Origin of the sequence: Pantoea sp. GbtcB22, assembly GCF_019091025.1 — a bacterium.
GTDB classification, from domain to species: Bacteria; Pseudomonadota; Gammaproteobacteria; order Enterobacterales; family Enterobacteriaceae; genus Pantoea; species Pantoea leporis.
On record NZ_JAGXKB010000001.1, the window covers coordinates 1,304,676 to 1,317,822 of the forward strand.

General features: G+C 53.5%; 14 protein-coding genes. All 14 read right to left on the bottom strand.

Features of this window, described 5'->3' with window-relative positions; all coding sequences use genetic code 11:
• Positions 1 to 167: 167 nt before the first annotated feature.
• The 14 genes from cpoB to odhB all read right to left on the bottom strand — a co-directional run bounded on the left by cpoB (position 168) and on the right by odhB (position 13,136).
• Entirely contained in the window at positions 168 to 962 is a 795-nt protein-coding gene (gene cpoB, locus KVT28_RS06115) for a cell division protein CpoB (RefSeq protein WP_101763206.1), read from the bottom strand.
• Between the two features lie 9 nt (positions 963 to 971).
• Complete coding sequence (gene pal, locus KVT28_RS06120) at positions 972 to 1,490, bottom strand: peptidoglycan-associated lipoprotein Pal (RefSeq protein WP_101763207.1); 519 nt, start codon at positions 1,488 to 1,490, stop codon at positions 972 to 974.
• A gap of 64 nt (positions 1,491 to 1,554) precedes the next feature.
• Complete coding sequence (gene tolB, locus KVT28_RS06125) at positions 1,555 to 2,850, bottom strand: Tol-Pal system beta propeller repeat protein TolB (protein ID WP_101763208.1); 1,296 nt, start codon at positions 2,848 to 2,850, stop codon at positions 1,555 to 1,557.
• Between the two features lie 116 nt (positions 2,851 to 2,966).
• A complete protein-coding gene (tolA, locus tag KVT28_RS06130; RefSeq protein ID WP_192236623.1) occupies positions 2,967 to 4,244 on the bottom strand; it encodes a cell envelope integrity protein TolA in 1,278 nt (425 codons plus the stop codon).
• A gap of 26 nt (positions 4,245 to 4,270) precedes the next feature.
• Complete coding sequence (gene tolR, locus KVT28_RS06135; RefSeq protein ID WP_008107389.1) at positions 4,271 to 4,699, bottom strand: colicin uptake protein TolR; 429 nt, start codon at positions 4,697 to 4,699, stop codon at positions 4,271 to 4,273.
• 13 nt (positions 4,700 to 4,712) lie between these two features.
• Complete coding sequence (gene tolQ / locus KVT28_RS06140; protein WP_101763210.1) at positions 4,713 to 5,399, bottom strand: Tol-Pal system protein TolQ; 687 nt, start codon at positions 5,397 to 5,399, stop codon at positions 4,713 to 4,715.
• Positions 5,396 to 5,800, bottom strand: coding sequence for a tol-pal system-associated acyl-CoA thioesterase (gene ybgC, locus KVT28_RS06145; protein ID WP_008107385.1), 405 nt, complete (start codon positions 5,798 to 5,800; stop codon positions 5,396 to 5,398). The genes tolQ and ybgC overlap by 4 nt, the downstream gene beginning before the upstream one ends.
• 199 nt (positions 5,801 to 5,999) lie before the next feature.
• Positions 6,000 to 6,293 (bottom strand): cyd operon protein YbgE, encoded by a 294-nt coding sequence (gene ybgE / locus KVT28_RS06150; RefSeq protein WP_101763211.1) that lies wholly within the window; start codon positions 6,291 to 6,293, stop codon positions 6,000 to 6,002.
• Positions 6,293 to 6,406, bottom strand: a complete 114-nt coding sequence (gene cydX / locus KVT28_RS06155) for a cytochrome bd-I oxidase subunit CydX (RefSeq protein WP_007890642.1) — start codon at positions 6,404 to 6,406, stop codon at positions 6,293 to 6,295. The genes ybgE and cydX overlap by 1 nt, the downstream gene beginning before the upstream one ends.
• Before the next feature lie 15 nt (positions 6,407 to 6,421).
• Entirely contained in the window at positions 6,422 to 7,561 is a 1,140-nt protein-coding gene (gene cydB, locus KVT28_RS06160) for a cytochrome d ubiquinol oxidase subunit II (protein WP_101763212.1), read from the bottom strand.
• Between the two features lie 11 nt (positions 7,562 to 7,572).
• Positions 7,573 to 9,144, bottom strand: coding sequence for a cytochrome ubiquinol oxidase subunit I (cydA, locus tag KVT28_RS06165; protein WP_217547239.1), 1,572 nt, complete (start codon positions 9,142 to 9,144; stop codon positions 7,573 to 7,575).
• Between the two features lie 663 nt (positions 9,145 to 9,807).
• Positions 9,808 to 10,683, bottom strand: a complete 876-nt coding sequence (gene sucD, locus KVT28_RS06170; protein WP_101763214.1) for a succinate--CoA ligase subunit alpha — start codon at positions 10,681 to 10,683, stop codon at positions 9,808 to 9,810.
• Entirely contained in the window at positions 10,683 to 11,849 is a 1,167-nt protein-coding gene (gene sucC / locus KVT28_RS06175) for an ADP-forming succinate--CoA ligase subunit beta (protein WP_007890646.1), read from the bottom strand. The genes sucD and sucC overlap by 1 nt, the downstream gene beginning before the upstream one ends.
• A 60-nt stretch (positions 11,850 to 11,909) precedes the next feature.
• On the bottom strand, positions 11,910 to 13,136 hold the full coding sequence (gene odhB / locus KVT28_RS06180) for a 2-oxoglutarate dehydrogenase complex dihydrolipoyllysine-residue succinyltransferase (RefSeq protein WP_101763215.1): 1,227 nt from the start codon (positions 13,134 to 13,136) through the stop codon (positions 11,910 to 11,912).
• Positions 13,137 to 13,147 lie beyond the last annotated feature (11 nt).

Here is a 13,147-nt window from a genome sequence, read left to right on the forward strand (position 1 = left end):
CATCTTCAGTGCTGCCGATACTTGTTAAGATATGTCCCGGCAACGGCGGCATATATTACTGATTTAGCGGGAGGGCGCAACCCTTATTTTCCACTAAATGTCTCAATTGCTTACCTTTCATGCTGTAAGACCAGAAATCACACGAAATCCGGTCTTTTAGGCACAAATTACAACCCAGCAAGACGTTTTTGCGCCTGCTTAGCAGAATCACTATTTGGGAATTGTTTGATCACTTGCTGGAAGACAGCCTTGGCTTTCGCCGTGTCGTTCTTCTCTTGCATGATCACACCAACCTTAAACAGCGCTTCCGGGGCTTTTGGCGATTTCGCGTAATTTTTTACCACAGTGGCAAAATAATAAGCCGAATCGTCTTTTTTACCCTTGTTGTAATACAGCTGACCCAGCCAGTAATTGGCATTCGGCTGATAGGTAGAATCAGGATATTTCTTCACCCAAGCCTGCAGGGCAGTAATCGCCTGATCGTACTGCTTCTTCTCCAGAATCAGCGCAACCGCAGCATTGTAGTCCGTGTTGGCATCGCCGGTTTGCGCTGGCGCGGCCGAACTGGCGCTGCTACCGCTATCCGCAGAAGCCGCAGCGCCCGCTGCAGCGGCATCAGCACCACCGCTCGCCTGCGCACCATTACTGCCGGAGCTAAGGCTGTCGATTTGCTGATAGAGCTGCTTCTGGCGCTCAATCACCTGATTAAGCTGATAGCTGTTTTGCTGGATTTGCCCGCGCAGCGAATCGATATCGCTTTGGTTGTCGCTCATCTGCTGCTGCAATTGCTGCAAAAGCTGAGCCTGGGCATTAGAGATACGTTCAAGAGTGGTGACACGGTCTTCGACCGAGCCTGAGCCAACGCTACTGATTGACGCCTGGGCATTAGCGGCCCCCAAAGGAGCCGCTAAACCAACCAGTAACGACAGACTCAACAGATGAAGTCTGAAGTTACTCATCATGATATTTTCTTAGTAAACCAGTACGGCACGACGGTTTTTAGCGTAAGCCGCTTCGTCATGACCCAGTACAGCTGGTTTTTCTTTACCGTAAGAAACGATAGACATCTGGTCAGCAGAAACGCCTTTGCCTTGCAGATACATCTTAACGGCGCTTGCACGACGTTCGCCCAGAGCGATGTTGTATTCTGGGGTACCGCGCTCATCCGCGTGACCTTCGATGGTCACTTTGTATGACGGGTTGCCACGCAGGAATGCAGCGTGCTGATCCAGCATCTGAGCGTAGTCAGAAGCCACGTCATACTTGTCCAGACCGAAGTAAACGATGTTGTTCTGCTGCAGCTGCTGCATCTGCAGGCGCGCTTGCTCATCAGAAGACATGTTACCGCCGTTCTGACCAGCACCGTAAGCACCGTCGTTAGCGCCCATGCCAGTCTGATCGTTGTTGTTGTTTTTGTGTGAGCTACATGCAGCTACTGCGATAACCGGCAGAGCCAGCATCAAACCCTTCAGCACTTTGTTCAGTTGCATTTCTTTATCCTATTATTTTGTTTGCCATACATTTTAATCCCCCGCCGTGCAGGGGACCTATGCATCACAGATACGGCGACCAGGCAGGGAATTTGACCTGTCCATCAGTTGCCGGAAGACGCGCTTTGAAACGCCCGTCGGTTGAAACCAATTGCAACACGGAACCCATCCCCTGAGTAGAGCTATAGATTACCATTGTGCCGTTTGGCGCCAGACTCGGCGTTTCATCCAGGAACGTGTCCGTTATTGTTTGAACGGCTCCCGTTACCAGATCCTGTTTGGCGACGTGCTGAGCGCCACCGGCGCTGCTGATCATCACCATAGTTTTGCCGTCGGTTGACACATCCGCATCCTGGTTTTGCGCACCTTCCCAGGTAATACGTTGTGGCGCACCGCCGTTGATACCAACTTTATAAATCTGGGGCGCACCGGCCTGATCCGAGGTGTAAGCCAGTGTCTGGCTGTCCGGGAACCACGTTGGTTCAGTGCTGTTGTAGCGACCATCGGTCACCTGACGCGTCTGACCAGAAGCCAGATCCATCACATACAGGTTCAGGCTACCGGTTTTCGACAGCGCGAAGGCCAGTTTAGAACCGTCTGGTGAGAAGGCTGGCGCACCGTTATGACGCGGATAAGAAGCCACCTGACGGATTGCACCGTTAGACAGCGTCTGAACCACCAGCGCAGATTTGCCGCTTTCGAAGGTCACGTAAGCCACTTTGCTGCCATCTGGCGACCAGGCCGGAGACATTAATGGCTGCGGTGAACGGTGAACCACAAACTGGTTGTAGCCATCGTAATCCGACACGCGCAACTCATACGGGAACTGACCGCCATTGGTCTGTACCACATAGGCAATGCGGGTACGGAATGCGCCTTTGATGCCGGTCAGCTTTTCGAACACTTCGTCACTGGCGGTGTGCGCTGCGTAACGCAGCCACTGCTTAGTCACTTTATAAGAGTTCTGCGCCAGCACGGTGCCTGGCGCGCCGCCGGTGTCCACCAGCTGATAGGCAACTTGATAGCTGCCGTCAGCGTTAGGCGTTACCTGACCAACTACAACCGCATCAATACCCAATGCGCTCCATGCGGCAGGTTGAACTTCCTGCGCGCTGGCTGGCTGTTGTGGCAGACGAGAACGATCGAGCGGATTAAATTTACCGCTGTTACGTAAGTCAGCAGAGACGATCCCGCCGATGTCTTCTGGTGCCGCGCCTGGGCCAGCCCATTGGAACGGAACCACACCAATAGGACGTGCGGTGTTAACGCCCTGCGTAATTTCAATACGGACTTCTGCATGAAGCATTGCTGCCCACAGCAGTACAAAAAAACCTAAGGTTACACGAAGTGCCTGCTTCATTTTTTCTCCCTTACCTGAACCAGAGGTTCATGATAATTCGCACAGTTCCTGAAAAACACGAGTACTCATAGAGTATGGCAAGCTAACCTTAGTTCAACCTGCCGTACGTTACTGCATTATTCTGGTTTGAAACGCATCGGTGCGTTTTTAAACACTTCATACACCGCCTGCGAAGGCGGCTTCGGAATCCGCGCCTGCTTCGCGGCAGCAATTGCCGCCTGACACAAGGCGGGGTCGCCACCTTCCGATTTAACGTCAATCAGCAAACCATCCGGTGCCAGTTTAATACGCAGGTTACACTCTTTACCTTTGTACAAATCTGCATCGTAGAAACGGCTCTGAATCGCCCCGACCACTTGCCCCAGATAATTATTGATATCTGCGCCTGACGCGCCCGCTTTCTTCTGATTGCCCTGCCCTGCAGCGCCACCCGATGCGGTGCCGCTTTTCGGTGCATTCTTACCAGAAGACAAACCACCTAACAGGTCATCAACCGCATTTTCGTTCTTCGCAGCTTCAGCGGCGGCTTTTTTGGCATCCGCAGCCGCTTTCGCTTTTGCATCCGCTTTGGCCTTAGCAGCCGCATCGGCCTTGGCTTTCGCCTCGGCGGCAGCCTTCTCTTTGGCTTCTGCTGCGGCTTTTTCCTTCGCCTCAGCAGCCGCTTGCTCTTTAGCCTCTTTGGCTTCCTGAGCCGCTTTCGCCTTGGCATCGGCAGCAGCCTGCGCTTTGGCTTCAGCGTCCGCTTTGGCTTTCGATTCTGCGGCCGCTTTTGCCTGCTGCGCCGCTTTCTCTTTCGCTGCTTCAGCGGCAGCGGCTTTCGCCTGCTCTTCTGCTTTCTTCTTCGCGTCAGCTGCGGCTTGCTTAGCTTCTTCTACCGCTTTGGCTTTGGCGTCAGCCGCTGCTTTTGCCTGCGCATCAGCTTCCGCTTTGGCATCAGCCTTGGCTTTCGCTGCGGCGGCTTCGGCAGTTTTCTGCTGTTCCTGGGCCTGCTTAGCGGCGGCTTCAGCGGCTTTCTGCTGCTCAGCCTGCTGCTTCGCCTGCTCTTTGGCTTCCTGCTGGGCCTGCAAGCGCTCTTTTTCCATCTCTTTCAGGCGCTGCTGCTCAGCAGCTTGTTTCTGCTGTAACTCTTCGGCCTGCTGCTGCGACTGCTTCTGACGCTGCTGCTCGGCGCGCTGACTGTCTCGTTGCTGATTCTGCTGGCGGTTATACTGCTCAACCACGGCGCCGGAATCGACCATCACTGCGTCAATATCACTGCCACCGCCACCGCCGCTGGATTCGATTTTTTCGTTAAACGAGCTCCAAATCAGTAGGGCGATCAGCACGATGTGCAGAATCACCGAAACGATTATCGCGCGCTTTAACTTGTCGTTCTGCTCGGTTGCCTTCGACACACTCGGTTCCCAAAAAACGGTTCGCTTTAAATCGGCTGCGTCATCAAACCGACAGATTTCACGCCTGCCTGATGTAACAGGTTCAGCGCCTTGATGATTTCGTCGTAAGGGACGTCTTTCGCACCGCCGATCAGGAAGACCGTTTTCGGATTGGCTTCAATCCGGCGCTGCGCTTCGCTCACCACCTGCTCCGGCGGTAACTGCGTCATACGATCGTGATCCACCACCAGGCTGTACTGGCCAACACCAGACACTTCAACAATCACCGGTGGATTATCATCAGTTGAGACGGTTTTTGAATCTGTCGCATCCGGCAGATCCACTTCCACGCTCTGGGTAATAATCGGCGCGGTTGCCATAAAGATGAGCAGCAACACCAACAGCACGTCCAGCAGTGGAACAATGTTGATTTCCGACTTAAGGTCGCGTTTACCGCGACCACGGGTTCTGGCCATCGTAAACCTCGACTTACTTCGTGTTGTCGGTGGAGAAAGCCTGACGATGCAGGATAGCCGTGAACTCTTCCATGAAGTTGTCGTAGCCCTGTTCCAGCTTGTTAACGCGCTGGTTCAGACGGTTGTACGCCATAACGGCAGGAATGGCCGCAAACAGACCGATTGCGGTCGCGATCAACGCTTCGGCAATACCCGGTGCAACCATCTGCAGCGTGGCCTGTTTTACCGCACCGAGGGCGATAAAGGCGTGCATGATCCCCCACACCGTACCAAACAGACCGATATACGGACTGATGGAGCCAACGGTGCCAAGGAAAGGAATGTGAGTTTCCAGCGTTTCCAGTTCACGATTGAAGGAGATACGCATCGCACGGCTCGCGCCCTCAACAACCGCTTCAGGCGCATGGTTGTTAGCACGATGCAAACGCGCAAACTCTTTGAAACCCGAATAGAAAATTTGCTCAGATCCGCTCAGTTCATCGCGGCGTCCCTGGCTTTCCTGATACAGGCGTGACAGCTCGATACCCGACCAGAACTTATCTTCAAACGCTTCGGCTTCGCGCCCCGCCGCATTCAAAATGCGCGTACGCTGAATAATGATCGCCCATGAGGCAATAGAAAAGCCGATCAAAATCAACATGATAAGTTTGACCAGAAGGCTCGCCTTCAGGAACAAATCAAGAACATTCATGTCAGTCACTGCTTGAACTCCGCGACAATAGACTTGGGAAGCGCAATTGGCTTCATTAGATGTGGGTTGATGCAGGCAATCAGGACTTCTGCTTCATTTAGCACTTTGCCTTCTGCATTCACGATACGCTGCGAGAACGTCATCGTTGCACGCGTCATTGAGGTCACTTCTGTTTGAATTTCCAAAAGATCGTCCAGACGTGCAGCCGCAACAAAATCGATCGTCATGCGTCGTACCACAAAAGCCACCTGCTCTTCCAACAGGACCTGCTGATTGAAATGGTGCTGGCGCAACATTTCGGTACGTGCTCGTTCATAGAAAGCAAGATAACTGGCGTGGTAAACCACACCACCGGCATCGGTGTCTTCGTAATAGACACGAACCGGCCAGCGAAACAGCGTTGTACTCACTCTACATCCCGGTCTCATTTTAAACGTTGCTACTATACGCAAGAGAGATCGGCTTGGGAATGGTCCGCTGACGCCGCGAGAAAATAATTATCACAGGTTAACAACTGGAAGGATTTATAGGATGTTTCTTGACCGGACGCTGACAAAACCTCACGTCAGCGTCTGAAATTGCGGCGTTTTTTAAGTCCAGAGCCTGGACTTAATAGTAGAACCAGAAAATTCCTGCCACTAAAACTATCATCGCGGGCAACGGCGAGAAGAGCGCTTGCCAGCGCAGGCGCTGCGGGCGAAATCCGGTGCCGTGAATAACGCCGGTACAAACGGCCCAAATCAGCAGCATTCCATGCCATATCGCTAAATCACTGGTACGCGCGGCAAAGCGTGAAGGCTGCCAAATGACACAGCCCGCCAGCCACAACGCGAGGATTAGCGAAAGGGCCCGAAGCGGGCCCTTGTCCATCAGACGATAAAGAGTCTGAATCAGTGTGCGCATCAGACTTGCTCGTCCTTCGCGCTGCTCTCTTCAACGTGCTCCAGCGCCAGCGCCGTAATCACACCGAACGCACAGGCCAGCAAGGTGCCAAGAATCCAGGCAAAATACCACATGCTCAATCTCCTTAATCAGTACAGGGAGTGCGTATTGCTCTCAATGTGTTCTTTGGTGATACGGCCAAACATCTTGTAATAACACCAGGCGGTGTACGCCAGGATAATCGGTACAAAGATGATAGCGGCAATGGTCATCACTTTCAGCGTCAGCAGGCTAGACGTGGCATCCCACATGGTCAGGCTGATGCCCGGCACGGTGCTGGATGGCATGATGAAGGGGAACATCGCAATCCCGGCCGTCATAATCACGCAAGCCAAAGTCAATGAAGACGAGATAAACGCCAGAGCGCCCTTCTCGATACGCGAGCAGAGAATGGTCAGCAGCGGCAACACCACGCCCAACAGCGGGAACAGCCACAGTACTGGCATCTGATCGAAGTTCACCATCCACGCACCGGCTTCACGCACCACATCTTTACCCAACGGGTTGGATGCCGCGTGATGATCGATAACGCTTTTCAGCACATAACCGTCGATGCCGTATTTCACCCACACACCCGCGAGAATGAAGCACACCATCATTACCAGCGCCGAGATTTGCGCGGTGCTGCGGCTGCGGACGTGTAACTCACCGGCAGTACGCATCTGCAGATAGGTTGCGCCTTGCGTCAGGATCATCGCCACACTCACCACACCCGCCAGCAAGCCAAACGGGTTCAGCAACTGGAAGAAATTGCCGGTATAGAAGAGACGCAGATATTCGTCAGCATGGAACGGCACCCCTTGCAGCAGGTTGCCGAACGCCACACCAATCACCAGCGGCGGAACAAAGCTGCCGATGAAAATGCCCCAATCCCACATGCCGCGCCAGCGCATATCTTCAATCTTTGAACGGTAATCAAATCCGACCGGACGGAAGAACAGTGAAGCCAGCACCAGAATCATCGCCACGTAGAAGCCGGAGAACGCGGCGGCATATACCATTGGCCAGGCGGCAAACAGCGCGCCACCGGCAGTGATCAGCCAAACCTGGTTTCCGTCCCAGTGCGGCGCAATGGTATTGATCATGATGCGACGTTCGGTATCAGTACGACCCAGAATGCGCGTCAGCATACCAACGCCCATATCAAACCCATCGGTGACTGCGAAACCGATCAGCAACACGCCAATCAGCAGCCACCAGACAAAGCGCAATACTTCGTAATCAAACATGGTCGCTCTCCTTATCCACGCGCCGGCTGAGATGATGTCTTCAGCGTTTCATGATGATAGCGGCCGGTTTTCAGGCTGCTCGGACCGAGGCGCGCGAACTTGAACATCAGGTACATTTCCGCCACAAGGAACAAGGTGTAGAGACCGCAAATCAGCGTCATTGAGAACAGCAGATCGCCAACGGTCAATGAGGAGTTAGCGACCGCGGTTGGCAGCACCTCACCAATTGCCCACGGCTGGCGACCATACTCAGCAACGAACCAACCCGCTTCAATCGCAATCCACGGTAACGGAATGCCGTACAACGCGGCTTTCAGTAACCAGCGACACTTACCGATACGGTTACGAATCACGCTCCAGAAGGAGAGCGCAATAATGCCCAGCATCAGCACACCGCCCAGCACCATGATGCGGAAGGCGAAGTACAGTGGCGCAACGCGTGGGATCGAATCCTGTGTCGCTTTCTGAATCTGCTCTTCGCTGGCGTTAGCCACATCCGGCGTATAGCGCTTCAGCAGCAGGCCATAACCGAGATCCTGTTTGCTGGCTTCAAACTGGCTGCGCACCTCAGGATCTTTGCTGCCACCACGCAGTTCGTTCAGCAGCGCGTAGGCTTTCATGCCATTACGAATACGCACTTCATGTTGTGCCAGCAGCTCTTTCAAACCGGTGACCGGCGTATCCACTGAACGTGTGGCGATCAGGCCGAGCAGATACGGAATCTGAATCGCATATTTGTTCTCCTGCGTCTCCTGATCCGGAATACCAAACAGCGTAAATGCAGCCGGAGTCGGTTGGGTTTCCCATTCCGCTTCAATTGCCGCCAGTTTGGTTTTCTGCACGTCACCGATTTCATAACCGGATTCGTCACCCAGTACGATCACTGACAGAATCGCCGCCATACCGAAACTGGCTGCGATGGCGAAAGAGCGTTTAGCGAAAGCAATGTCGCGCCCTTTCAGCAGATACCATGCGCTGATACCAAGGATGAACATCGCGCCCGTGGTGTAACCGGCGGCCACGGTATGGACAAACTTCACCTGCGCAACCGGGTTCAGCACCAGCTCGGAGAAACTCAACATCTCCATACGCATGGTTTCGAAATTGAATTCCGATGCAATAGGGTTTTGCATCCAGCCGTTCGCCACCAGAATCCACAGCGCGGACATGTTCGAACCGAGCGCCACCAGCCAGGTCACCGCAAGGTGTTGCACCTTACCGAGGCGATCCCAGCCGAAGAAGAACAGGCCAACAAAGGTGGATTCGAGGAAGAACGCCATTAAACCTTCGATGGCGAGCGGCGCACCGAAGATATCGCCGACATAGTGTGAATAATATGACCAGTTGGTACCGAACTGGAATTCCATGGTCAGGCCGGTAGCCACGCCGAGTGCAAAGTTAATACCAAACAACTTGCCCCAGAACTTGGTCATATCTTTATAAATTTGTTTCCCCGTCAGGACATATACCGTTTCCATGATCGCCAATAAAAACGCCATACCCAGCGTTAATGGCACGAACAGGAAATGGTACATCGCCGTCAGGGCAAACTGTAAACGCGACAGCTCGACAATATCTAACATGATGACTCCTTGCTCCTCGCATGAACTTCCCCTGCGGATGACAACGGCAAACAACAGACATTGACGCGCAGAACAAGATTCAGGAACGACTGATTATTGATTCCAGTTTTGTTACTGATAGAACAGAGAAAGCTGTTGCCCGAAGAGAGCGAGTAACAGTGATAAAATTCCCTTAAAAACCGATCTTTTCAGTCAATTTAAAGCAGGAGTAACACGAGGAGGCGGCAGAATTGATATAACAACGCCTGGCACAAACTCCTGATAAATTATGACGAAGACTGAATTGATGCAGCGCAATTTATACCGGTTAGTCGGCCTTTTGCTAGCGGTAAAGTTTCCTATAAGTCGCCAATTATTGATCTAGATTAAGACAATAAATTTCCGGATATGTAGTGTTAAAGTGGTTGTTAATTAGATGTCACAACATCATCATATTATTAAGAATATAATTACCTTTTCCGCAATTATTTAACCTCATTTTGGAAAGTCGCACGGCAATTGCTTGACAAAAATCCAGCGCCTTTTCCCTTCTTTACCTTGATGACAGAGTAAGCATAGCCGCAATTTTTTGAAGCCGTTGCGCTTTTTTCCCTCCCTTTCAGGCGGGTTATTACCAAAAAAAAGCCACCCGAAGGTGGCTTTTCAATGTCAGTCTGTATTGGCTTATTTGATTGGTAAAACCGCTTTAACCGCGTCACCAATGTCTGCCAGGCTGCGTACGGTTTTCACACCGGCCGCTTCCAGCGCAGCAAATTTCTCATCAGCGGTACCTTTACCACCGGCAATGATGGCGCCTGCGTGGCCCATACGTTTGCCTTTCGGTGCAGTCACACCGGCGATGTAGCCGACAACCGGCTTGGTCACGTGGGCTTTGATGTAAGCTGCTGCTTCTTCTTCCGCGCTACCACCGATCTCACCGATCATCACGATCGCTTCGGTCTGTGGATCTTCCTGGAACAATTTCAGGATATCGATGAAGTTAGAGCCAGGGATCGGGTCACCACCGATACCTACGCAGGTTGACTGGCCGTAGCCGATGTCAGTGGTCTGCTTAACGGCTTCATAAGTCAGCGTACCTGAACGCGATACGATACCGACGCGGCCTGGCTGGTGAATGTGGCCTGGCATGATACCGATCTTACATTCGCCTGGCGTGATCACGCCTGGGCAGTTCGGGCCGATCATGCGCACGCCAGCTTCATCCAGCTTCACTTTCACGGTCAGCATATCCAGCGTTGGGATACCTTCGGTGATGGTGATGATCAGTTTAATGCCCGCATCGATCGCTTCCAGGATACCGTCTTTGCAGAACGGCGCTGGAACGTAGATCACGGTGGCGGTTGCGCCGGTGGCTTCTACTGCTTCACGTACGGTGTTGAACACCGGCAGGCCGAGATGCGTGGTGCCGCCTTTGCCTGGCGTTACACCGCCAACCAGCTGCGTACCGTAAGCCAGCGCCTGCTCAGAGTGGAACGTCCCTTGACCACCGGTGAAACCCTGGCAAATGACTTTGGTGTTTTTGTCGATCAAAATGGACATTATTTACCCTCCGCTGCAGCTACAACACGCTGTGCAGCGTCTGTCAGGCTGGTTGCTGCAATGATGTTCAGACCGCTGTCCGCCAGTTTCTTAGCGCCCAGCTCGGCGTTGTTACCTTCCAGACGTACCACAACTGGCACGTTGACACCCACTTCTGCCACGGCACCGATGATGCCGTCTGCGATCAGATCGCAACGCACAATGCCGCCGAAGATGTTAACGAACACAGCTTTCACCGCATCGTCAGACAGGATGATTTTGAAGGCTTCGGTGACGCGCTCTTTGGTTGCGCCGCCGCCAACGTCCAGGAAGTTTGCTGGCTCACCACCGTGGTGTTTCACGATGTCCATGGTGCCCATCGCCAGACCGGCGCCGTTCACCATACAGCCGATGTTGCCATCCAGCGCAACGTAGTTCAGTTCCCACTGCGTTGCGTGGGCTTCACGTGGATCTTCCTGGCTCGGATCGCGCATTTCACGCAGTTCCGGCTGACGGAACAGTGCGTTACCGTCCGCGCCCAGTTTGCCGTCGAGGCAGATCAGATCGCCCTGCTTGGTGATCACCAGCGGGTTGATCTCAACCATCGCCAGATCGCGCTCAAGGAACATGGTCGCCAGGCCCATGAAGATTTTGGTGAACTGGCTAACTTGCTTGCCGGTCAGGCCGAGTTTGAACGCCAACTCGCGGCCCTGATACGGCTGTGGACCCGCTAATGGATCGAGCGCCATCTTGTGGATCAAGTGTGGCGTTTCTTCTGCCACTTTCTCAATCTCAACACCGCCTTCTGTCGAAGCCATGAAGATGACACGACGGGTAGCACGGTCAACAACCGCACCCAGATACAGCTCCTGATCGATATCCGTCGCGGCTTCCACCAGAATCTGGTTTACCGGCTGACCGTGCGCATCAGTTTGATAGGTCACCAGACGTTTGCCCAGCCAGTGTTCAGCAAAAGCACGAATGTCTTCTTTGCTGTTCACCACTTTCACGCCGCCCGCTTTACCGCGGCCACCGGCATGAACCTGACATTTCACTACCCACGGACCTGCGCCAATTTTAGACGCGGCTTCTTCAGCTTCACGTGGCGTGGTGCAGGCGTAGCCTGTCGGTGCTGGCATGCCATAGCGTGCAAACAGCTGCTTCGCCTGGTATTCATGTAAATTCATGATGTTCTATCCATTCAGGTATGAGTTTGGGCGCGCCTTCACACCGCGCGCCCGGCGAAATTAGACGTCCAGCAGCAGGCGAGCTGGATCTTCCAGCATCTCTTTCACCGCGACCAGATAGCCAACGGATTCACGACCATCAATCAAACGGTGATCGTAAGAGAGCGCCAGATACATCATTGGCAGAATCACAACCTGACCATTAACCGCCATTGGGCGATCTTTGATGGCGTGCATGCCGAGAATCGCGCTCTGCGGCGGGTTGATGATTGGCGTAGACATCAGCGAACCAAACACACCACCGTTGGTGATGGTGAAGTTACCGCCGGTCAGCTCTTCAACCGTCAACTTGCCGTCACGGCCTTTCACCGCCAGCTCTTTAATTTTCTTCTCAATGTCGGCCATGCTCAGTGCATCAACATCTTTCAGCACCGGCGTAACCAGACCACGCGGGGTAGAAACCGCAATGCTCACATCGAAATAGTTGTGGTAAACCACATCTTCGCCATCAATAGACGCGTTCACTTCCGGGAAGCGTTTCAGCGCTTCCACTACCGCTTTGATGTAGAAGGACATGAAGCCCAGACGCACGCCGTGACGTTTCTCGAACGCGTCGCCGTACTGCTTGCGCAGATCCATGATTGGCTTCATGTTGATTTCGTTGAACGTGGTCAACATCGCGGTGCTGTTTTTCGCTTCCAGCAGACGCTCGGCAACACGCTTACGCAGACGCGTCATCGGTACGCGTTTTTCGCTGCGGTTAGCCACAGCGGCCTGCGGTGCAGCAGCGGCTGGCGCTGCAGCCGGTGCAGCTTTGCCACCGTCAGCTTTCTTCGCCAGATGTTTTTCCACATCTTCTCGCGTCAGACGGCCACCAACGCCGGTGCCTTTAATCTGGCTGGCATCGAGGTTGTTTTCAGCAATCAGGCGGCGTACCGCTGGGCTGAGCGCATCGTTGCTCTCTTCTTCCAGCGAAGCGGTCTGGCGCTGTGCCGGTGTAGATTCGTTACTTTCCGCTTTGGCCGCAGTCTCTTTCCCGCCGCTGTTGCCCTCTTTCAGACGGCCCAGAATCTGACGAGAAGTGACGGTAGCGCCTTCCTCTTCCAGCACGGCTTCCAGGATGCCATCCGCTGAAGCAGGCACTTCCAGAACCACTTTGTCAGTTTCAATCTCTACCAGTACTTCATCGCGGCTCACAGAGTCGCCAGGTTTTTTGTGCCAGGTTGCAACCGTTGCGTCCGCTACGGATTCAGGCAAATCGGGAACGAGAATTTCTACGCTACTCATTTTCTTTCCTT